The 19,131-nt window shown below is 64.6% G+C and carries 20 protein-coding genes; 7 read left to right on the top strand and 13 right to left on the bottom strand.

All coding sequences use genetic code 11. The annotated features are described in order from the left end of the window. Positions 1 to 259: 259 nt before the first annotated feature. On the top strand, positions 260 to 1,324 hold the full coding sequence (locus K3724_RS19025) for a bifunctional transcriptional activator/DNA repair enzyme AdaA (RefSeq protein WP_259988219.1): 1,065 nt from the start codon (positions 260 to 262) through the stop codon (positions 1,322 to 1,324). Next, positions 1,321 to 2,064, top strand: coding sequence for an isocitrate lyase/phosphoenolpyruvate mutase family protein (locus K3724_RS19020; protein WP_259988217.1), 744 nt, complete (start codon positions 1,321 to 1,323; stop codon positions 2,062 to 2,064). Before K3724_RS19025 ends, K3724_RS19020 begins: the two co-directional genes overlap by 4 nt. 7 nt (positions 2,065 to 2,071) lie before the next feature. On the opposite strand, the gene K3724_RS19015 is transcribed toward K3724_RS19020, so the two are convergent. The 3 genes from K3724_RS19015 to K3724_RS19005 all read right to left on the bottom strand — a co-directional run bounded on the left by K3724_RS19015 (position 2,072) and on the right by K3724_RS19005 (position 4,002). Further along, complete coding sequence (locus K3724_RS19015; protein WP_259988215.1) at positions 2,072 to 2,449, bottom strand: hypothetical protein; 378 nt, start codon at positions 2,447 to 2,449, stop codon at positions 2,072 to 2,074. A 12-nt stretch (positions 2,450 to 2,461) separates the two neighbouring features. Further along, a complete protein-coding gene (locus K3724_RS19010; protein WP_129372366.1) occupies positions 2,462 to 3,223 on the bottom strand; it encodes a DUF6478 family protein in 762 nt (253 codons plus the stop codon). 89 nt (positions 3,224 to 3,312) lie between these two features. After that, positions 3,313 to 4,002, bottom strand: a complete 690-nt coding sequence (locus K3724_RS19005; RefSeq protein ID WP_259988212.1) for a hypothetical protein — start codon at positions 4,000 to 4,002, stop codon at positions 3,313 to 3,315. 289 nt (positions 4,003 to 4,291) lie between these two features. Between K3724_RS19005 and K3724_RS19000 the strand changes: the two genes are divergently transcribed. From K3724_RS19000 to K3724_RS18990, 3 genes are all read left to right on the top strand, one after another. Further along, on the top strand, positions 4,292 to 5,206 hold the full coding sequence (locus tag K3724_RS19000; protein WP_259988211.1) for a CPBP family intramembrane glutamic endopeptidase: 915 nt from the start codon (positions 4,292 to 4,294) through the stop codon (positions 5,204 to 5,206). Between the two features lie 63 nt (positions 5,207 to 5,269). Continuing rightward, positions 5,270 to 6,220, top strand: coding sequence for an acetyl-CoA carboxylase, carboxyltransferase subunit beta (accD, locus tag K3724_RS18995; protein WP_259988209.1), 951 nt, complete (start codon positions 5,270 to 5,272; stop codon positions 6,218 to 6,220). 110 nt (positions 6,221 to 6,330) lie between these two features. Continuing rightward, positions 6,331 to 7,602 (top strand): folylpolyglutamate synthase/dihydrofolate synthase family protein, encoded by a 1,272-nt coding sequence (locus tag K3724_RS18990; protein ID WP_259988207.1) that lies wholly within the window; start codon positions 6,331 to 6,333, stop codon positions 7,600 to 7,602. 172 nt (positions 7,603 to 7,774) lie between these two features. Here the strand turns inward: K3724_RS18990 and K3724_RS18985 are convergent, their stop codons facing one another. Together K3724_RS18985 and zapE are read right to left on the bottom strand one after the other, a co-directional pair. After that, on the bottom strand, positions 7,775 to 8,680 hold the full coding sequence (locus tag K3724_RS18985) for a bestrophin family protein (RefSeq protein ID WP_259988205.1): 906 nt from the start codon (positions 8,678 to 8,680) through the stop codon (positions 7,775 to 7,777). Beyond that, positions 8,677 to 9,750, bottom strand: coding sequence for a cell division protein ZapE (gene zapE, locus K3724_RS18980; RefSeq protein ID WP_259988203.1), 1,074 nt, complete (start codon positions 9,748 to 9,750; stop codon positions 8,677 to 8,679). The genes K3724_RS18985 and zapE overlap by 4 nt, the downstream gene beginning before the upstream one ends. 193 nt (positions 9,751 to 9,943) lie before the next feature. Here zapE and K3724_RS18975 point away from each other — a divergent pair, with 193 nt between their 5' ends. Next, positions 9,944 to 11,188 (top strand): MFS transporter, encoded by a 1,245-nt coding sequence (locus K3724_RS18975; RefSeq protein WP_259988201.1) that lies wholly within the window; start codon positions 9,944 to 9,946, stop codon positions 11,186 to 11,188. Positions 11,189 to 11,288: 100 nt separating this feature from the next. Here K3724_RS18975 and K3724_RS18970 read toward each other — a convergent pair whose 3' ends face one another. The 7 genes from K3724_RS18970 to fghA all read right to left on the bottom strand — a co-directional run bounded on the left by K3724_RS18970 (position 11,289) and on the right by fghA (position 17,633). Continuing rightward, complete coding sequence (locus K3724_RS18970; RefSeq protein ID WP_259988199.1) at positions 11,289 to 12,218, bottom strand: alpha/beta fold hydrolase; 930 nt, start codon at positions 12,216 to 12,218, stop codon at positions 11,289 to 11,291. Then, positions 12,215 to 13,132 carry an ornithine cyclodeaminase family protein gene (locus K3724_RS18965; RefSeq protein ID WP_259988198.1) on the bottom strand — a complete coding sequence of 306 codons (918 nt, stop codon included), beginning with the start codon at positions 13,130 to 13,132 and terminating at the stop codon, positions 12,215 to 12,217. Before K3724_RS18965 ends, K3724_RS18970 begins: the two co-directional genes overlap by 4 nt. 29 nt (positions 13,133 to 13,161) lie before the next feature. Then, positions 13,162 to 13,782 (bottom strand): HAD-IA family hydrolase, encoded by a 621-nt coding sequence (locus K3724_RS18960; protein WP_259988196.1) that lies wholly within the window; start codon positions 13,780 to 13,782, stop codon positions 13,162 to 13,164. A 5-nt stretch (positions 13,783 to 13,787) separates the two neighbouring features. Further along, the gene (locus K3724_RS18955) at positions 13,788 to 14,750 is read right to left on the bottom strand and encodes a DMT family transporter (RefSeq protein WP_259988194.1); all 963 of its coding nucleotides are present in this window, start codon (positions 14,748 to 14,750) and stop codon (positions 13,788 to 13,790) included. 82 nt (positions 14,751 to 14,832) lie between these two features. Continuing rightward, positions 14,833 to 15,288 (bottom strand): YaiI/YqxD family protein, encoded by a 456-nt coding sequence (locus K3724_RS18950; protein WP_237456484.1) that lies wholly within the window; start codon positions 15,286 to 15,288, stop codon positions 14,833 to 14,835. After that, positions 15,285 to 16,781: a Si-specific NAD(P)(+) transhydrogenase gene (gene sthA / locus K3724_RS18945; RefSeq protein WP_259988188.1), complete on the bottom strand. Its 1,497-nt coding sequence runs from the start codon at positions 16,779 to 16,781 to the stop codon at positions 15,285 to 15,287. Before sthA ends, K3724_RS18950 begins: the two co-directional genes overlap by 4 nt. 18 nt (positions 16,782 to 16,799) lie before the next feature. Then, complete coding sequence (gene fghA / locus K3724_RS18940) at positions 16,800 to 17,633, bottom strand: S-formylglutathione hydrolase (protein ID WP_259988186.1); 834 nt, start codon at positions 17,631 to 17,633, stop codon at positions 16,800 to 16,802. 225 nt (positions 17,634 to 17,858) lie between these two features. Here fghA and K3724_RS18935 point away from each other — a divergent pair, with 225 nt between their 5' ends. After that, complete coding sequence (locus tag K3724_RS18935; RefSeq protein WP_259988184.1) at positions 17,859 to 18,200, top strand: cupin domain-containing protein; 342 nt, start codon at positions 17,859 to 17,861, stop codon at positions 18,198 to 18,200. 7 nt (positions 18,201 to 18,207) lie between these two features. Here the strand turns inward: K3724_RS18935 and K3724_RS18930 are convergent, their stop codons facing one another. Further along, on the bottom strand, positions 18,208 to 19,131 hold the full coding sequence (locus K3724_RS18930) for an AEC family transporter (protein WP_259988182.1): 924 nt from the start codon (positions 19,129 to 19,131) through the stop codon (positions 18,208 to 18,210).

Genomic DNA, 19,131 nt, shown 5'->3' with positions numbered 1-19,131 from the left:
ACAGGAATTCCTGAACGACCCCCTTTTTATCGGGGCCGGTCTCCGGGTGAGATGCGGGCAGCCGCACAGCTTGCCCGCGTCTTGTGCAATGGGTGATCGATCAGGGGAGAGTATGTTGTGAAAACCTGATGATCAGGTGAAACCGGCGTACGCTGAATGGGCAACACCCAACCCGGCACAACGCATTTGTCGCGTCAAAGTGAATATCAACGCCCGATCTCCGGCGCATTGATTGCATGGGCTGGGCTATGTTCGCCCCATGATGTTTGACCTGCCTGATTCCCCGACGCTGTACCAAGCGCTGATCACCCGTGATGACGCCTATGAGGGGCGCGCCTATGTCGGTGTGACCTCCACCGGCATTTTCTGCCGCCTGACCTGTCCGGCGCGCAATCCCAAATTCGAGAACTGCCGGTTTTACGCCAGCCCCGGCCAATGCATTGAGGCGGGGTTCCGGGCCTGCAAGCGCTGCAAGCCGCTGGCCGCCGCTGCCGGCGATGACCCGGTGGTGCAGGACCTGCTGGCCCGGCTGGAAGAACGGCCCGCCTATCGCTGGGGCGAGGGCGATCTGGCACGGATGGGTCTGGATGCGTCCACCGTTCGGCGGGCGTTCAAACGGCATTTCGGCATGACCTTTCTGGAAATGGCCCGCCAGCGCCGCCTGCGCGAGGGGTTCACCGCGCTAAAGGCCGGCGAGCCGGTGATTGCGGCGCAGATTGATGCCGGGTTTGAAAGCGCCAGCGCCTTTCGCGCGGCCTTTGCCAAGCTGGTCGGGATAGCGCCGGGCGCCTTCCGCAAGGACGCGCTGTTGCTCGCCGACTGGATCGACACGCCGCTGGGCGCGATGATTGCGATCAGCTGCCGGCACCAGCTGCATCTGCTGGAATTTGCCGACCGCAAGGCGCTGCCGCGGGAAGTGGCCAAGCTGCAAAAGGCGCAGCCCGGCGGGATCGGCTTTGGGCGGCCGGCGCCGACACAGCAGATCGCCGATGAGCTGCAGCGGTTCTTTGCGGGCGAGGGGGCGGATTTCCAAACCCCGCTGGCCCTGCATGGCACCGGATTTGAACGCGAGGTCTGGCGCTATCTGCTGACCATTCCGGCGGGTGAAACCCGCAGTTATTCGCAGATCGCGCGCGAGCTGGGCCGGGCTTCGGCCACCCGCGCGGTGGCGCGGGCCAATGGATCCAACCAGCTGGCGCTGGTCGTACCCTGCCACCGGGTGCTGTCGGCGGATGGATCGCTGACCGGTTATGGCGGCGGCTTGTGGCGCAAACAGCGGCTGATCGAGATTGAGACAAGCTACAAACAGAGGATTTCTGCATGACATATTCCGACCGCGCACGCGCCTTTGCGGCGCTGCACCAGCCGGGCAACCCGGTGGTGCTGTATAACATCTGGGATGCTGGCAGCGCCAAGGCGATTGCCGGGGCGGGGGCCGCGGCCTTGGCGACCGGCAGCTATCCGGTGGCCGTGGCGCAGGGCTTTGCCGATGGCGAGCAGATCCCGCTGGAGTTTGTTCTGGGCAACGCTGAACGCATCATCGCCGCCACGGATTTGCCGGTGACGATTGATTTTGAGGGCGGCTATGCCCGTGCGCCGGAACAGCTGACCGCCAATGTGAAACGGCTGGCCGAAACCGGTGCGGTGGGGCTGAACTTCGAGGATCAGGTGGTCGGCACTGCGGATCTTTACGGCATCGAGGAGCAAGCCCGGCGGGTCGCCGCAGTACGGGCAGCCAATGCGGATATCTTCGTCAATGCGCGTACAGATTTGTTTTTGAAGGAAAAAGATACGTCAAAACATGCGGGCCTGATGGCGGAGACGCTGGAGCGCGGCGCGGCTTATGCCGAGGCCGGCGGCAATGGGTATTTCATCCCGGGCCTGACCGATCCGGACCTGATTGCACAAGTCTGCGAGGGCTGCAGCCTGCCGGTCAACACGATGATGCGCGGCATCACGCTGGAAACCGCGCGGCAGGCAGGCGTTGCGCGCTGCAGCTATGGCCCGATCCCGCACGCCAAGCTGATGCAGGTGCTGGCAGAGCATTTCCAGACATTGGTGTAACCGCCGCTCAGGTGGTTTCCAGGCAGTGGCGGCGGAAGGCGCGTTTCAGCATGTCGAGTTCTGCGCGCAGCAGTTCGACCTCGGCGCGCAGATCGTCCGCCACCGCCTCCCCGGCGATCAGGGTGAAATCGCCCAGACGGGTGCCGCCGGCGGCATCGAATATCACGAAAGTCTGCACCCCGTCGGCCAATGCCTCGGCGGGGACCGGTACTGAGATCAGCCATTCGCCGCCTGCCTGGCCTTCGTTCAGTTTTGCATCGGCCACCGGCTGATCCTGGAACATCACGGAAATCTCGGGCCTTGCGCCGCTGGCGGGGGCGTTGCTGATCCGGCCCTCCCAGATGCCGTTGCGGAAGCGGATTTTGGTCAGTGACAGGTCGCTCATGGCTCAGGTTCCTCAGATCGCCGCGCGGCGGTGGCGCGAGAAGGTCAGGTCGCGCAGGATCACCTGGTTCATATCCGGCGCTTCAAATATCAGATCAAGCCAGATCTTTTCGATCCGCTTCTCGTTCAGCTTGGAATAGGCCAGATCGAACTCCACCACGATGTTCTTTTGCTCCTGCGGCAGCTCGCGCACGATCTGTTCGGTATTGGGACCGTGCTGGATGTTGAGCCGGGCAAAAATCTCGATCGGTTTTTCGGATTCGATAATGCTGTCGATCCGCAGCAGATGCTGCCGGGTCATGCCGTTGGCAGCAGCGGGCGGCAGGTCGATCACCAGCGACAGGAACGATCCATCGAATTGGAACACATCCATGCGCAGACCGAAGGGGGCGAGGTCTTCTTCGCGGGTGTTGCGCAGCTGGCGCAGGGTCAGTTCGGAGAAGGCGCAATCGTGAAACAGCTGCGCCTCATCGCCGAGCCGGGCCTTGGCGGGAACGGAGGACAGCCCGCATTCGGGCAGCGGCCCGCGCCACAGCTCCGGACGCCAGGACCAATCGGTGCCATGCGGACGCGGAAAGAAGGAGGAGCCGATCTGCGGCAGCGCCAGGCGGCCGTCGGCGGTGTGGATCAGCCGGTCCAGATGGGTGCGCAGCTGGCGGGCCTGATTGCGCTGGCGGCGCAGTTCAGACAGCGGCGCGCGGGCCGACTCTTCTGCGGCTGCGCGCCAGCGGCGCAGGCTGCGCAGGTGCAGCAGCCGGTCCATGATCCTGCCCATCGTGCTCTCTCTTGCCTGTTGCGCCGTATTGCGGAGTCCGGCCCGTGCGGTAACGCGGCGGGCGCTGGCGCCAGTGTAACCGCTGGCGGCTATTGAAATAAACCGGCAATCCGCTGGCCAAGCCCGCGTTTTTTACGCAGGGCAGGCGTGGCGCCGGTTTCCGGGGCGCCGGCGGCTGCCGCTGCGGGCCGTGCCAGGGGGCGCAGGGACTGCCGGGGGCCTTTGGGCAGCACCGCGCCGGCTTCCTCAAGATCCGGCAGGGTGGAGGCTTCCAGCGAGCGGTGGGTCACTTCGTTCAGCAGCGCAGCTCCCTGACGGCCCAGGGCGCGGCTGCCCTCCGGCGCGTAAAGCGCCAGGGCGACCAGATGCCGGTCGAGCACAAAGGCGCCGCGCCAGTGGACCGGGCTGGCCCCTTCGGCGACGGCTTCGGGGAATTCCAGCCGGACCAGCGGCAGCAACTGGTCGTCGCGGGTTTCCAGCAGCGTGGCGCCGGGGAACATGGCCACGATATCAGCCGCTTGCGGGGCTGCGGCGTCTTGTTGTGCCGGACCGATCGAGGCAGTCAGCACGGCCGCATTACGGGAGCCGAACCAGCGGTTCCGGTCCAGCCGGCTGCAATGGGCAATCAAGGCAAAACCGCCGCTGTCATCCGCCGTGCTGCTGCGCCGGTCAAAGCAAAAGGTTTCCGGGGCAGCCAGCAGCACGCCGCCGCCGGCAAAGGACATCACCTGGCCGCTGAGGCGCGGCGCCGGGCCGGATACGCGGGCGGCAAAGGACATGCCTGTGGGGGCGGGGCTGCATCCTGCCAGGGCCAGGCCGGCCAGCGCGGCTGCGGCTGCAGCCCTGCGCAGTCTTGGCGCCTTTCCGCCGGGGAGCGAAAAAGACACGGGTTTCCCGTTGCTTATTCTGGTCACTGCTATCCCTGCCAGTCTTGTTTTTGACAATTTTACTACGGGCCGGGCTGCTGTGCGGCAAGTGTGAACCGTGCGCCGGGCTGTCTGCCTTGCCATGGCGTTGCAGCAATGCATAACGTTGGTGCAATTTGCCGCCATTCCAGCCGGAGGACACATGCAGCACAGGCACAGAAACCGGTACAGCGACGGGCACAGTTACAGGGCGCATGAGGCCTTGGTGCGCTTTGCCCGGCTGCAGCCCGCACTGTGGCGGCTGCTTTTGGGGCTGGTGCTGGTGGCGGCGGTCAGCTTTGCGATGACCGCGGCGCTGCAGGTGATGGTGGCGGGCCTGTTCCCCGGTGCCTGGCTGCAGGGGCTGGGTGACGGCAGCACACCCGGCGCTATGCTGGTGCTTCTGGGCAGCTTTGCCTTTCTTTCGCTGGGCGTAGCCATGGCGGCGCGGCTGTTCCACCAGCGCAGCTTTGCCACCGTCACGGGGCATCTGGTGCCGCTGGTCTGGCAGTTCGGAAAGGTCAGCCTGTATCTGCTGGGCTTAAGCGTGCTGATCATGCTGCTGCCGCCCTACAGTATGGGGCCGGCGATGACCCCGAACCTGCCGGTCTGGACCTGGCTGGGCATTCTGCCGTTGTCCATTGCTGCGGTGCTGGTGCAGACCTCCGCAGAGGAGATCCTGTTCCGCGGTTATATCCAGCAGGCGCTGGCGGCGCGGTTCCGCAGCCCGGCGGTGTGGCTGTTGGGGCCGTCGGCGCTGTTTGCGCTAGGGCATTATCTGCCTGCCGAGGCTGGGGAGAATGCGCTGCTGATCACGGTCTGGGCCGGATTGTTCGGGGTGCTGATGGCGGATCTGACAGCGCGGGCCGGTACCCTGGGGCCGGCGATGGCGGTGCATTTCTTCAACAACGTTACTGCTTTGCTGCTGTTTGCCTCGCCGACCAGCCTGAACGGGCTGGCGCTGTATCTGATCCCCTTCGAGATGGCCGATGTTCAGGCGCTGCGCCCGTGGATGGCGGTGGACTTTGCGCTGATGCTGGTCAGCTGGCTTTGCGCACGGCTTGCCATACGCCGCTGATTGCAATTGCGGCCAAGGCGCCTTATCTGGGGGGCAAACCGCGCCCCCGGAGAGGCAAGCAATATGAACTGGATCACCAACTACGTACGACCCAAGATCAACTCGATCTTTTCGCGCCGTGAAGTGCCCGAGAACCTTTGGCAGAAATGCGATGAATGCGGCACCATGCTGTTTCACCGCGAGCTGAGCGACAATCAGAATGTCTGCACCAGCTGCGGCCATCACATGCATATCACGCCGCGCGACCGGTTCACCGCGCTGTTTGACGGCGGTGTGTTCACCGAGGTTGCGGTGCCGGAACCGCTGGCCGATCCCCTGAAGTTCAAGGATCAGAAGAAATACCCCGACCGGATCAAGGCAGCGCAGAAAAAGACCGGCGAGAAAGACGCCATGCTGGTGGCCGCCGGTGAAATCGGCCGCACTCCGATCATCGCCGCCGCGCAGGACTTTTCCTACATGGGCGGCTCGATGGGGATGTATGTGGGCAATGCGATCATTGCCGCGGCTGAAGAAGCGGTGAAGCTGGGCCGCCCGCTGGTGCTGTTTTCCGCCGCTGGCGGTGCGCGGATGCAGGAAGGCATCCTGTCGCTGATGCAGATGCCGCGCACCACCGTGGCGGTGCAGATGCTGAAAGAGGCGGGCCTGCCCTATATCGTGGTTCTGACCCATCCGACCACCGGCGGGGTGACGGCGTCTTATGCGATGCTGGGCGACGTGCATATTTCCGAACCGAACGCGCTGATCTGCTTTGCCGGGCCGCGGGTGATCGAGCAGACGATCCGCGAAAAGCTGCCCGAGGGGTTCCAGCGCGCCGAGTACCTGCTGGACCACGGTATGCTGGACCGGGTGACCTCGCGCACCGAGATGCGCGGTGAGCTGATCACCATCGTCCGGATGCTGATGGGCCTGCCGCCGCAGGTGGTGGGTGATCTGCCCTCGCCGGAAGAGGAAGACCCCGCCAAGGCCGCAAATGCGCCAGCCGAGGCCGCAGTCAGCGAAGAAGCTGCCGAATAAACCGGTCTATATTGACCTGCCCGGCTGTCCGGCCGGGCCGCGCCCGTCCTTACCAGGGCGGGCGCTGTTTTTTGCCACGCAAGACTATCCGATCTGACAGGACCAGGCTGATGACCCAGACCTCCGACGCGATTCTCGCCCGCATGATGGCGCTGCACCCCAAGATCATCGACCTGACGCTGGACCGGGTCTGGCGGCTGCTGGACGCATTGGACAACCCGCAGGACAAGCTGCCACCGGTGATCCATCTGGCCGGCACCAATGGCAAGGGGTCGACCCAGGCGATGATCCGCGCCGGGCTGGAAGGCATGGGCAAGAGCGCGCACGCCTATACTTCGCCGCATCTGGCGCGGTTCCATGAGCGGATCCGGTTGGCGGGGGAGCTGATATCGGAACAGTATCTGACTGAGGTGCTGGACGAATGCTACGGCGCGAACGGCGGCGAGAACATCACCTATTTCGAGATCACCACCGTGGCGGGGCTGCTGGCGTTTTCCCGCACCCCGGCGGACTGCACGCTGCTGGAGGTGGGCCTGGGCGGGCGCCTGGATGCAACCAATGTGATAGATAAGCCCGTGATCAGCGTGATCACCCCGATCTCGATCGACCATGAGCAGTTCCTGGGCGACACGCTGACCAAGATCGCTACCGAGAAGGCCGGGATCATCAAGCGCGGCGTGCCGGTGGTGGTTGGCCCGCAGCCCGACGAGGCGATGGAAGTGATCGAGGCCACCGCCGCCCGTCTTGGCGCGCCGGTGATTGCCTATGGCCAGCAGTGGCATGTGCATCAGGAACACGGGCGGCTGGTGTTCCAGGATGAAACCGGCCTGCTGGACCTGCCGCTGCCGGCATTGCTGGGGGCACACCAGGTCCAGAACGCCGGTGCTGCGCTGGCGGCGCTGCGCCATCTGGGCGCGGATGAGGCCGCCTGCGAGGCGGCGATGGTGAACGCCGAATGGCCTGCGCGGATGCAGCGGCTGAAAACCGGTCCGCTGATCGAGGCGGCGCCGGAGGCAGAGCTGTGGCTGGACGGCGGCCACAATGCTGCGGCGGGTATTGCATTGGCGGATGTCCTGGCGAAACTGCCGGAACGCCCCACGCACCTCATCTGCGGCATGCTGAACACCAAAGACGTGAGCGGCTACATGGCTCCCCTGGCGCCGCACGTTGCCAGCCTGACGGCGATTTCGATCCCGGATGAGATCAACACGCTGAGCGCCGAAGAGACCGAAGCCGCAGCCCAATCGGTTGGCATGGAGGCCGGCACCGCGGAGAGCACCCTGGCGGCGCTGCAGGCGATCACCGCCAAGGACCCGCAGGCGCGGGTACTGATCTGCGGTTCGCTGTATCTGGCGGGCCACATCCTGCGCGAAAACGGCTGAGGCTGGAGGCTTCGGCGGGGGGAGGTTCTCCCGCCCGGCTTCGATCTGGCGATCTCACTCCGTTGGGCCGGGCGCCGCTGGCGCGGCGCGCCTCCTGCTTCTTTCTGGTTTCAATACCCCGGGGGTGAGACCGTGAGGCCGAGGGGGCAGCGCCCCCAGACCCGTTCAGCCACTAGTCCAGAACGTAGTCCACGGGTTCCAGCTTGGGCGGCACGTCGCGCCCCAGCGCATTGCAGACCGAGATTTCCATCACCCGGCACATCGCGCTGAGCGGAACTGAGTTGGCCTGTTTGCGGAACGGGTGTTCCAGCTCATGGGTGACCTCGGCCAGGCCGAAGAACACATAAGCCACCACCGCCGCCACCAGCGGTTCGAACCAGCCTGCACTGTCCAGAAGGGCAAAGGGCAGCAGCAGGCAGTACAGATACGTGGTGCGCCAGACCAGCAGCGAATAGACGAAAGGCAAGGGCGTGGTCAGCAGCCGCTCGTTGCCGGCCTGCGCAGTTGGAAAGGCGGCCAGACGTTCAGCCAGGGCGCGCTGGCCGAACCCGTCGATACGGCCCGCCTCGGCCATGCCGCGCAGGCGGGTGGCGATGTCCCTGAGGGCGGCGTTCGGGCTGTTTTCCGTTTTCATGAGCTGATCGGCGTCTTCACCGCCGACCCAGCGGTGGACCGTTTCGGCCACCTCATCGCCGCGCAGCTGGGCGCGGTGCAGGTGGTGAAAGGCCAGAATGCGGGTCAGGATGTAATCCTCATCCGGGCCTTGGCCGGCAAAGATCCGCAGCTCCTGCGCCAGGCTGCGCACGTCCGAGACCATGCGGCCCCAGATCTTGCGCGCCTCCCACCAGCGGTCATAGGCGGCGTTGTTGCGAAAGCTGAGGAACAGCGACAGCGACAGGCCGAACACCCCCATGGCGCCGATGGAAATCTGCGGCATCGCAACAATGTAGCGGTCCAGCACCAGCACCAAGAGCGCCCAAAGCGCGGCGCCGATGATATTGGGCAGGATGCGCGGCACCACCGACCCGTTCAGGATCAGAAAAATCTCCCAGCGGCTGGGCGTATCGCGGACAATCATAGGGTGGCGGCTCCCCAATCCTTGTCCTGCATTTCGCGCAGGCGCGAGGCTGTGCGTTCGAACTCAAAGGTGCCTTCGCCCTCGACATAAAGCATTTCAGGCTGCGCCGCCGCCGAGCAGATCAGCCGCACCTTGGCCTCGTACAGGGCATCAATCAGGGTCACAAAGCGCCGGGCCTCGTTGAAGTTGTTACGGGAGAGACGGGGGATGTCCTCCAGCACCAGCACCTTCACCTCTTCGGCGATGGCGAGATAGTCGCCGGGACCCAGCATCTTGCCGCACAGATCATAGAAGGCGGCGCGCGCGACCCCGTTGCGGAAGGCGGGCAAGGTCACTTCGCGGCCCTTCACCTCCAGCGTCAGCGGCTGCGCCGGGCCACCGGAAAGATCGGTCCAGATGGCGCGGATCTGCGCGCGGGCCTCGGTATCGACGGGGGCGAAATAGACCTGGGCACCGGTCAGACGGTGCTGGCGGTAATCGGTCGGGCTGACCATCTCATGCACGTGCATCTGAACCTTGATGAGATCAATGAAGGGCAGGAACAGCTGCCGGTTCAGCCCGTTTTTATACAGGTCGTCCGGCACCCGGTTGGAAGTTGTGATCACGGTGACGCCGGCGGCAAACAGCGCCTCGAACAGGCGTCCCACGATCATCGCGTCGGTGATGTCGGTGATCTGCATCTCGTCAAAGGCCAGCAGGCGCACCGAGTCCGCAACCGCCTTGGCCACCGGGGCCAGCGCATCCTCCACCCCGCTTTGGCGGGCTTCGTGCAATTGGGTGTGGATTTCCTGCATGAAGGCGTGGAAGTGCACCCGGCGGGCGGGGATGTCCTCCAGGCTGTCGACAAACAGATCCATCAGCATCGACTTGCCGCGGCCCACCCCGCCCCAGAGGTAGAGCCCCTGGACCGGTTCATATTCCGCCTTGCGGAAGAAACCGCGTTTCACCGGCGGCGCCATCAGCCCTTCGGCGATGCGGTCGAAATGGGGAAGCACGGCCTCCTGGGCCGGATCGGGCTTCAATTCGCCCGCGTCGATCTTCTGCCGGTACAGCGTGGTCAGATGGGTCATGGGACAGGGATAGCGCGGGGCGCTGGGGATGGGAAGCGCCGCAGTGACCCAGGTGCAGGAAGAGTGCAGGATTGGATGGCGGCCGGGAAGTGCCGGCTTCACATCAATAATTCTTAATGATGTGCGCAATATTCCTGATTTGACCGTGAGGCAAATTTCCCCGAGGGTTGCGCGGCCTGTCAGGAGAGACCCCATGGACCGTCCCGCGCCGCTGTTTACCCCCGTTCTGATCGTCGGCTGCATTATCATCATGGTGAGCTTTGCGGTGCGGGCCTCGTTCGGGGTGTTCCAGATCCCGATTGCTGAGGAGTTCGGCTGGCTGCGCTCGGAGTTCTCATTGGCGATTGCCATTCAGAACCTGGCCTGGGGCATCGGCCAGCCGATATTCGGCGCCATCGCCGAGAAGGTCGGCGACCGCAAGGCGATCGTCATGGGGGCAATTGTCTATGCGGCCGGGCTGGTGCTGAGCTCCTGGGCGACGACGCCGTTTGAAATGCAAAGCTATGAATGGCTGGTGGGCTTTGGCATTGCGGGCACCGGTTTTGGCGTGGTGCTGGCGGTTGTCGGGCGGGCGAGTTCCGACGAGAACCGCTCGATGTCGCTGGCGATTGTCACCGCAGCAGGGTCCGCGGGGCAGATTTTCGGTGCACCCACGGCGGAGTGGATGCTGGGCTTTCTGCCCTGGCAGACGATTTTTCTGGTGTTTGCGGGTGTGGTGCTGGCGCTGATTGCCTTGCTGCCGCTGATGCGGGCGCCGGAGACCGCCGGCAAGGCAGAGCTGGAAGAGAGCATGGGCGCGATCCTGGTGAAGGCTTTCAAGGACCCGTCTTACACGCTGATCTTCCTCGGCTTTTTCAGCTGCGGCTATCAGCTGGCTTTTGTCACAGCGCATTTCCCGGCGTTCGTGACCGAGATGTGCGGACCGATCCTGCCGGGCGGGGCGCTGCACTCATTGGGCATTACCACCACCTCTGCGCTGGGGGCGGCTGCGATCTCATTGATCGGGGCGGCCAATGTGGGCGGCACGCTGCTGGCGGGCTATCTGGGCAAGCGGTATTCCAAGAAATACCTGCTGGCGGCGATTTACACCGGGCGGACGATTGCGGCGGCGGCATTCATCATGTTCCCGATCACCCCCATGAGCGTGATCATCTTCTCGGTTGCGATGGGGTCCATGTGGCTGGCGACGGTGCCGCTGACCTCAGGCCTGGTCGCGCATATCTACGGGCTGCGTTATATGGGCACGCTTTACGGGATCGTGTTTTTCAGCCACCAGCTGGGCAGCTTCCTGGGCGTCTGGCTGGGCGGGCGGATGTATGACGCTTATGGCGATTACACCTTTGTGTGGTGGATCGGTGTCGGTGTCGGGGCGTTCAGCGCGATTGTGCATCTGCCGGTGAAGGAACGTCCGCTGCGGACTGCGGTGGCGGCGGGGTAACGCCGGCGGTTTGCTGTGATGCCGGCTGCCGGACCGGGGCCAGCCCCGGACCCCGGAGTATTTCTGCAAAGATGAAGCAAAAGGGGCCTATCCGCGGGTGTCACATCAGGCCGCGGCGGTGGTTTTCGGCGATGATCTGCAGCACCTCGTCCGAGTGGGTGTAAGGCAGGCCGTGGCCCGCGCCCGGGATTTCCTCCTGGCGGACCGAGCGGGCGCGTTCGGCCAGGCGGCCGGCGGAGTTTGGCGGGATCACTGCGTCGTCCTGGCCCCAGATCACCAGCGCCGGCACACCGGCCTTGTGCAGGCCGCGCAGCTCATCGGTGAAATCTTCGTTCAGGATGCCGCGCAGGGCGGTGAGCACGGCGGGGATGAAGCCCTGAAAGCCCAGCTCGCGTTGCTGCAGGTCGGTGATGCCGGGCACCGAGGTTGGCAGGTTGCGCTCGGCCTCGGTGCTGCGGATGTGCAGGGCCGGGTAGAGCGCGTGCATCAGCCAGCTGCCCATCAGCGGCACATGCCGGATCATCCGGGTAAGGCGCCCCTGGCTGCTGCCGAAGCCGGCCGGCGCCAGCAGGATCAGCTCGCGCAGGCGGGTGGGGTGAGCGGCGGCAAATGCGGTGGCGATGGCGCCGCCCATGGAATAGCCGATCAGGGTGAAATCATCGCCGACCTCCTGATCCTGCAGCAGCTGTTCCAGCTGGGTGGTGAAGAAACGGCTGTCCTGCAGCCCTTCCGGGCGGTCCGAGTAGCCGCGCCCGTAGAGGTCATAGCTCAGCACCCGGTAGCCCATGGCGGCCAGTCCCCGGGCGACGCCGTCCCAGACAAACGACGGTGTGGTGAGGCCGTGCACGCAGACCGCAACCGGCCCGCGCAAGGGACCGGACCAGCGGTAGTGTGTCAGCCCGCCGGAGAGCTGCGCGAAGGCGCCGGGGGCGGATTGCCGGGCCTGGCTGTTCATCGGCTTGCGCAGGCGTTCGCGCAGGAAAGGCGCGGCGGCGATCAGCAGAACAACAAGGACCAGCAGCCAGATCATGCCTTGGCCTTCCATTTCTGCAGGATGTGGTGGCTGGTCATCAGGTCCAGATGGGCACCGCCGCCGTTCTTGAACAGCGTGATCCGATCCGGGTCATAGGCCTGGAACCGGCTGAGGGCATAGAAGTCCGCCAGCACGTCGCTGCGCTGGATGGTGCCGGCAGCCAGCGGGATCTTGAATTCGCCGATGTGGTCCAGGGTGGTATCGAAACTGTCGCAAAAGATCTGCGCGCGCCTCAGGGCCTCGTCGTCTGCTTCGCGCATGTCGGGGCGGTAGGCGCCGATCAGGTTGAGGTGCTGGCCGGGGCTGAGCCATTCGCCCTTGATCACCGGCTCGGAGGACATGGTGCAGGTGACGATGATATCCGCCGCCCTGACGGCGGTTTCCAGCTCCGGCGCGTGGAGGGTGCCGGGGTATTTGGCACAGAGGTTCCCGGCCTTGGAACCGGTGCGGTTCCAGACCCGGATCTGCGCCTGCGGGAAGCCGGCGCCGAAGGCTTCGATCAGGGAGCCGCCGACGGTGCCGGCGCCGACGATCAGCACTTCGCGGGCGGCGGGGTTGGCCAGCCGCAGGGCACCGAGCAGGCTGTCGCCCGCGGTCTTCCACTTGGTGACCAGGTGGAAGTCGACCAGCGCCTCAAGCGTGCCGTCCGCGTCCGAGTAGAGGCAGACGGAACCGTTGATCATCGGCTTGCCTGCGCCGGGGTTGCCCGGGAAGACGTTGGCTGTCTTCACTGCCAGGCCCATGCCGTCAATCCAGGCGGAGCGGCTGAGCAGCGTGTCAGGATCGCGGTAGAGGAATGTATCGCCGATCCCGGCCTTGGGCAAATCGTGGCTGGCAGCCAGCGCGTCCGTGAAACTGATCCAATCGAGCAGCGCTTCGCCCTCGTCAAACCCGATGAATGGGATGCTCATGTGCCTGTCTTCCTTTATCGTGTGCCGTCTCAGGCGGCCTCATGTTCTGTTAGCAGCTTTGCCTGCACCAGCCGCGCCGCCAGGAGGGCGGGGGTTGTGAACAGATGGGTCTGCCAGCCGCGTATTGTGGCGGCCTCGATGTTCTCTAGGCGGTCGTCGGTGAACAGCAGCCGGTCCGGCGCTACCCCTGTATCACGTTCGAGAATGGCATAGATTTCCGCCTCTGGCTTGATGCATTTCAAATGGGCAGAGACAAATGTGCGGTCAAAGCTACGCAAGAACGGATAGGAACCGCAGGCCAGCTCAAAGGTCTCGGCGCCGAAGTTGCTGAGGGCGAAAACAGGCGTGCCTGTGGCCTGCAGGCCCTGCATCAGGCGGACAGAATGGGGGATGGCCCGCGGGACCATCTGTAGCCAGCAGCCGTGCCACCAGCGGATTTCCTCAGACCACTCCGGGTGCTGCTCTGCTAGCGCGTAAACACTCTCTCGGAAGGGGTGGCCGCGGTCGACATTCAGGTTCATTTCATGCAGCGGCACCTGGGCAAACAGCTGGCGGCGGCGGTCCGTGCCGATGCGGCTGTCGTAGAAGCGTTCCGGCTCCCACTCGATCAGCACGCGGCCAATGTCGAAGACGACGGCGTCAATGGGCATGTGGCTTATCCTTCTGCGCGCGGGCGGGGACGCGGCGCGGGGCGGTTGCGGCGGGTCTCGCGCCAGACGGAGACCAGGCCGGAGGCGATGATCAGGGCGCTGCCGAGCCAGACCGGCAGGTCGGGCCATTCGTTGAAGATCAGCACGCCCCATAGGACCGACATCGGCATGGCGATGTACTCAAACGGTGCGGCCAGCGCGGCCTCGTTCATGCGGTAGGCCTGGCTGACCAGATAGCCGCCCGCAGAGCCTGCAATGCCGACGCCGATCAGATAAGGCCAGTCCTGCGGCGCGGGCCAGATCCAGGCGCGCAGGATGAAGTCGAAGGCCGGGCTGTCGCCGGTAGAGAAACGGCCGTCGCCAAAGGCAAGACCACCCAGGGCGCTGAGGATCAGAAAGCCCATCATCGGATAAAATGCGAGCGTGGCGCCGGCTTCGCTGCTGCCGGCGCGGCGGGTCAGCACGTGCAGCGTGGCATAGCCGCAGGCGCCCAGAAAGGGAAGGATGGCAGCGGCCTGGAAGCTGCCGGCGCCGGGGCGCATGATGATCAGCACGCCCAGGAAGCCGGCAAACACTGCGCCCCAGCGCCAGGGGCCGGGACGTTCGCCCAGAAACAGCGCCGACAGGGCGGTGACGATCAATGGCGTGGCAAAGGCAATCGCTACTGCCTCTGCCAGCGGCAGCAGGGTGAGGCCGGTGAAAAAGCAGATATTGGCAAAGAACACCACCAGGCAGCGCGCAAGGTGCAGTTTCGGCTGGTGGGTGCGCAAGAGGTGGTAGCCGCCCTCCAGCGGTACGATGATGGCAAGCATTACCGCCACCGCGATGACGGAGCGGAACAGCACCATTTCATAAAGCGGGTAGTCGCCCGACAGGAACTTGAAGATCATGTCGATGACCGAGAATGCAACGCCGGCACCGGCGGCGGCGAACAGGCCGGGGACGCTGATCTTTATGTCTGCGCTCATGCCGTTGCCCTCCTGTTTCCTGCCCCTGAACGCGCCTGTCCGGGTCTTCGGCGGCCTGCTCCCGCAGATCCTTGACCCGGAATCAGGCCTGTTTTGCTGCCCTTAGCTCGCGTTCCAGCGCATCCAGGAACCGCGAGCGGTCGGCCTTGGTAAAGCCCTTGCCGCTGCCGCCTGCCCCCAGCGGATTGGCAGCGCGCAGGTCAGCCATCAGGTCGCGCATTGCCAGTTGCTGGCCGATATTGGCCTCGGTAAACCGCTCGCCGTTGTGGCGCAGCACGCGTGCGCCTGCTTCGATGCATTTGGCGGCAAGGGGGATGTCGCCCGTTACCACCACATCGCCAGGGCCGCAGCGGTCTGCGATCCACATGTCGGCGACATCGGCGCCCTCAGACACGATCACATTTTCCACCAGCGGATTCTGCGAGGGGCGCAGCCCGCCGTTGGAGACTACGAACATGCGCAGCCCGTGGCGGGTGGCGACCCGCTCGGCCTCTTGTTTGACCGGGCAGGCGTCGGCGTCGATGTAGAGGGCGGTCACTCGGCTGCCTTCTTCTCGGGCTCAGGGGCTGTCTCTGTCTTGGGGGCGGGTTTGGCCTTAGCCTTGCGGGCGTGCTTCTTCACCTTGAACTCCTCCGGAATCGGCATCCGGTTGAAGGCGTCGAGGCCGGCGATTTTGTACGCCTCGGCAAGGGTCGGGTAGTTGAAGGTGTTCTGCACAAAGTAGTCCACCGTGCCTTGCAGGTTCATCACCGCCTGGCCGATGTGGATCAGTTCGGTTGCGCCTTCGCCAACGATCTGGACGCCCAGCACCCGGCGGGTTTTCAGCGACAGCAGCATTTTCAGCATGCCGTGCTCCAGCCCCATGATATGCCCGCGCGAGGTTTCGCGGAAGCGGGCGACGCCGACCTCGTAAGGAATGCCGCGCTCCTGCAGCTCTTCCTCGGACATGCCGCAGGTGGACATTTCCGGCACCGAGTAGATGCCATAGGGGTACCAGGGGCTTTCGGGCATGGTAGGCGTGTCGAGCGCATGGCAGGCGGCAACCCGGCCCTGCTGCAGCGAGGTGGAGGCGAGCGACGGATGGCCGATCACATCGCCGGCGGCATAGATGTGGGGCACTTCGGTCTGGTAAGTCTTGCGGTCAACACTGAGGCGGCCGCGGTGGTCGGTCTTCAGCCCGGTCGCCTCGAGATTCAGCGAGGCCGTGGCGCCCAGGCGCCCGGCCGCAAACAGCAGCATTTCAGCCCGCACATGGCGGCCGTTGGCCAGGGTCACTTCGACATGCTCGCCTGCGTCTTCGATGGTTTCCACCGCGGAGCCGAGCCGCAGATCAACGCCGTTTTCACGGATCTGATGGGTGAATTCCTGGATCAGGGTCTTGTCGATGAAATCAAGGAAGCTCTCGCGCGGCTCAATCAGGGTGACGCGCACATCAAGCGCCGAGAACATGGTGGCATATTCCACCCCGATCACGCCGGCGCCAATCACCACCAGCGAGCGCGGGATATCCGCCATCTCAAGGAAATCATCGCCGTCCACCACGGTGCGGCCATTGAACGGCACGTAATCCGGGCGGTAGGTGCGGGTGCCGGTGGAGATCAGAAATTTCTCTGCCGTGAGCCGGGTGGTTTCGCCGGCTTCGGTGGCGACCTCGACCTCGTTCGGGCCGATGAATTTCGCCAGCCCCATCAGCGTGTCCACATGGTTGCGGTTGAACTGGTGTTCCAGCACGTCAACCTCGTGATCCAGGGTCTTGTGCAGGCGCGCCTTCAGATCCTCGGCAAGGATGTCATCCTTCACCCGGTAGGAACGGCCATAGAAGCTGCGTTCGCGCCAGCCCGAGAGGTTCAGCACGGTTTCGCGCAGGGTTTTCGACGGGATGGTGCCAGTGTGCACCGACACGCCCCCCAGCCGGTCCTTGCGGTCGATCACCAGCACCCGGCGGTGCAGCTTGCCTGCCTGAATGGCAGCGGAGCGGCCCGAGGGGCCGGAGCCGATGATGATCAGGTCATAATCAAAGTCTTCACTCATGGCCGCGTCCTTTGTCTTTTAGTTCTGGTACAGCGCGTCGGCATGGAAGGAGACATGCTCCTCCATGAAGGTGGACACGAAGAAATAGCTGTGGTCATAGCCCGGCTGCATCCGCAGGGTGGCCTGCTGGCGGCGTTCGGCCACCGCGTGGGCCAGCGCCTCGGGCTTCAGGAGGTCGATGAACTGGTCAGAGGTGCCGGTGTCGATCAGGATCGGGCCGTCAAAGCCTTTCTCCTGCATCAGACGGGCGGCGTCGTGTTTGGCCCAGACGGATTCGTCTTCGCCCAGATAAGCGGCCAGCTGCTTGCGGCCCCAATCCGATGCGGTGGGGTTGCAGATCGGCGCAAAGGCGGAGACCGATTTGTAGCGGCCCGGCAGGTTCATCGCCAGCGTCAGCGCGCCGTGGCCGCCCATAGAGTGACCGGTGATCGCCTGACGGCTGAGGTCGATGGCAAATTTTTCGCCCAAGAGTGCGGGCAGTTCCTCTGCCACATAGTCCCACATGCGGAAATGCGGCGCCCAGGGCTGTTGCGTGGCGTTCACATAGAAACCCGCGCCCTGGCCCAGGTCATAGGCGTCATCGTCCGCCACGCTTTCGCCGCGGGGGCTGGTGTCAGGGAAGACGATGGCGATGCCCTGCTCGGCGCACCAGGCCTGGGCGCCCGCCTTGGACATCGCGTTCTCGTGGGTGCAGGTGAGACCAGACAGATACCACAGCACCGGCACCGGGCCGTCTTTGGCCTCTTCCGGCAGGAACAGGCCGAATGTCATGTCGCCGCCGGTGGCGCTGCTGGCGTGTTTGTAGACGCCCTGGGTGCCGCCAAAGGCACGGTTCTCGGAAACGGTTTCCATCGGTGAGGCTCCTTAAATCTGTTAGCCCTATCGCTATCCGCAGATTGTGCCGGCGTCCAGCGGGCGGGCGGCAGCAATGCCCGTTTTTGCGGCAGAAGGCTTGCGATTTCGCAAACAGAGCGGGGTGAGAGCGGCGGTTGCGCGGGGAATTGGCGGAGCGGGCGCTGGACACCGGGCCGGAATGCCGGAACAGTCTGCGGCCGGAAAACAGGGAGCGACAGAGATATGAGCGATTTTCAAAGACTGACCACCAGCGCCGCCGAACCGGAAACCGAACGCCCGGATCCGGCCAAGGTGGTTGCGGGCGACCCGGTGTTCACCACCTGGAATGCAGAGGAGCGGGACGGGCTTTACTGCGGCATCTGGCAATCGACTCCGGGCAAGTGGCGGATTTCTTATGACGAATGGGAATACTGCCGGATCCTGCAGGGGCGGTCGGTGATCACCAGCGACGACGGCGCTGAGTATCCGCTGGCGGCAGGCGACAGTTTCATCCTGCGCCCCGGTTTCAGCGGCACCTGGGAAGTGATCGAGACCACCCGCAAGGATTACGTGATTCGCCTATAGAGCGGCGTCAGGACACCCAGGCGATCACCGCAGGCACGGTGATGATCGACAGCACGGTCGAGATCAGGATAGCGGCGGAGGCCCGGTGCGGCGCCACACCGTAATGCTGCGCCAGCATGTAGACATTACCCGCGACCGGCAGCGATGCGGCAGCGATGGCGACGGCAGCAGAAAACGGCGCGGCGGGGATCAGCCACAGCACAGCGATGGCGACGCAGGCCGGGTGCAGCACCAGCTTGGCAAAGCTGAGCCAGCCGGAGATCTGCACCCGTTCCGCCGATTTCGAGGCGAGCGAGGCGCCGATGGCAAAGAGGGCTCCGGGGGTGGCAGCGCCGCCGAGGATTGTGAGGAAGTCGTTTGCCGGCGCCGGGATCGGCAGCTCGGAGGCTGACCAGGCGAGGCCCGCAACAATGGATAGGATCATCGGGTTCTTCAGCAGGCCAAGCCCCACCAGTTTCAGCGTTGCCAATCCAAACCCCTGGCCGCGGCCCGTGTTGATCAGGATGACGATCAGCGAGGAAAACACCACCAGATCGACGCTCAGCACCACCATCATCGGCGCCACCGAGGCCGGCCCGAACAGGATCGCCATCATCGGCAGGCCGAGAAAGCCGACATTGCCGATCGCCGCGCATTGCGCCTCAACCGCCGCGGTGGGCATGTCCAGCCCGCGGAACACGGCCACGGCTGTCACCAGCAGGTAGACCGCCAGGGTGCCCGCCAGATAGCCGAGGATCAAAGCGGGGTCAAAGACCTCGGCAAAGGAGAGATTGGCGGCAAAGCCGAAGATCATGGCCGAAAGCGGGAAGTAGAAGACAAAGCGGGTGAGGTAGGCGGTGGCTTCCTCAGTAAAGAAGCGGCTGCGCCCGGCCCAGTAGCCGAGGCCGATGATTGCAAAGAAGGGCAGGGTGCGGAAGAAGATCTCGGCCAT

The organism is Leisingera sp. M658 (assembly GCF_025144145.1).
Classification (GTDB): Bacteria; Pseudomonadota; Alphaproteobacteria; order Rhodobacterales; family Rhodobacteraceae; genus Leisingera.
This window is presented reverse-complemented; position numbering and strand designations above follow the sequence as displayed.

What these genes read in the sequence shown, in the direction of transcription:
- accD (WP_259988209.1), top strand. Translation starts at nt 5,270, where the DNA reads ATGAACTGGATCACCAACTACGTACGACCCAAGATCAACTCGATCTTT.
- K3724_RS18955 (WP_259988194.1), bottom strand. Translation starts at nt 14,750, where the DNA reads ATGAGCGCAGACATAAAGATCAGCGTCCCCGGCCTGTTCGCCGCCGCC.
- K3724_RS18985 (WP_259988205.1), bottom strand. Translation starts at nt 8,680, where the DNA reads ATGATTGTCCGCGATACGCCCAGCCGCTGGGAGATTTTTCTGATCCTG.
- K3724_RS19005 (WP_259988212.1), bottom strand. Translation starts at nt 4,002, where the DNA reads ATGTCCTTTGCCGCCCGCGTATCCGGCCCGGCGCCGCGCCTCAGCGGC.
- K3724_RS19000 (WP_259988211.1), top strand. Translation starts at nt 4,292, where the DNA reads ATGCAGCACAGGCACAGAAACCGGTACAGCGACGGGCACAGTTACAGG.
- K3724_RS18935 (WP_259988184.1), top strand. Translation starts at nt 17,859, where the DNA reads ATGAGCGATTTTCAAAGACTGACCACCAGCGCCGCCGAACCGGAAACC.
- fghA (WP_259988186.1), bottom strand. Translation starts at nt 17,633, where the DNA reads ATGGAAACCGTTTCCGAGAACCGTGCCTTTGGCGGCACCCAGGGCGTC.
- K3724_RS19025 (WP_259988219.1), top strand. Translation starts at nt 260, where the DNA reads ATGATGTTTGACCTGCCTGATTCCCCGACGCTGTACCAAGCGCTGATC.
- K3724_RS18970 (WP_259988199.1), bottom strand. Translation starts at nt 12,218, where the DNA reads ATGATCTGGCTGCTGGTCCTTGTTGTTCTGCTGATCGCCGCCGCGCCT.
- K3724_RS19015 (WP_259988215.1), bottom strand. Translation starts at nt 2,449, where the DNA reads ATGAGCGACCTGTCACTGACCAAAATCCGCTTCCGCAACGGCATCTGG.
- K3724_RS19020 (WP_259988217.1), top strand. Translation starts at nt 1,321, where the DNA reads ATGACATATTCCGACCGCGCACGCGCCTTTGCGGCGCTGCACCAGCCG.
- K3724_RS19010 (WP_129372366.1), bottom strand. Translation starts at nt 3,223, where the DNA reads ATGGGCAGGATCATGGACCGGCTGCTGCACCTGCGCAGCCTGCGCCGC.
- K3724_RS18990 (WP_259988207.1), top strand. Translation starts at nt 6,331, where the DNA reads ATGACCCAGACCTCCGACGCGATTCTCGCCCGCATGATGGCGCTGCAC.
- sthA (WP_259988188.1), bottom strand. Translation starts at nt 16,781, where the DNA reads ATGAGTGAAGACTTTGATTATGACCTGATCATCATCGGCTCCGGCCCC.
- K3724_RS18930 (WP_259988182.1), bottom strand. Translation starts at nt 19,131, where the DNA reads ATGGCCGAGATCTTCTTCCGCACCCTGCCCTTCTTTGCAATCATCGGC.
- K3724_RS18960 (WP_259988196.1), bottom strand. Translation starts at nt 13,782, where the DNA reads ATGCCCATTGACGCCGTCGTCTTCGACATTGGCCGCGTGCTGATCGAG.
- K3724_RS18965 (WP_259988198.1), bottom strand. Translation starts at nt 13,132, where the DNA reads ATGAGCATCCCATTCATCGGGTTTGACGAGGGCGAAGCGCTGCTCGAT.
- K3724_RS18975 (WP_259988201.1), top strand. Translation starts at nt 9,944, where the DNA reads ATGGACCGTCCCGCGCCGCTGTTTACCCCCGTTCTGATCGTCGGCTGC.
- zapE (WP_259988203.1), bottom strand. Translation starts at nt 9,750, where the DNA reads ATGACCCATCTGACCACGCTGTACCGGCAGAAGATCGACGCGGGCGAA.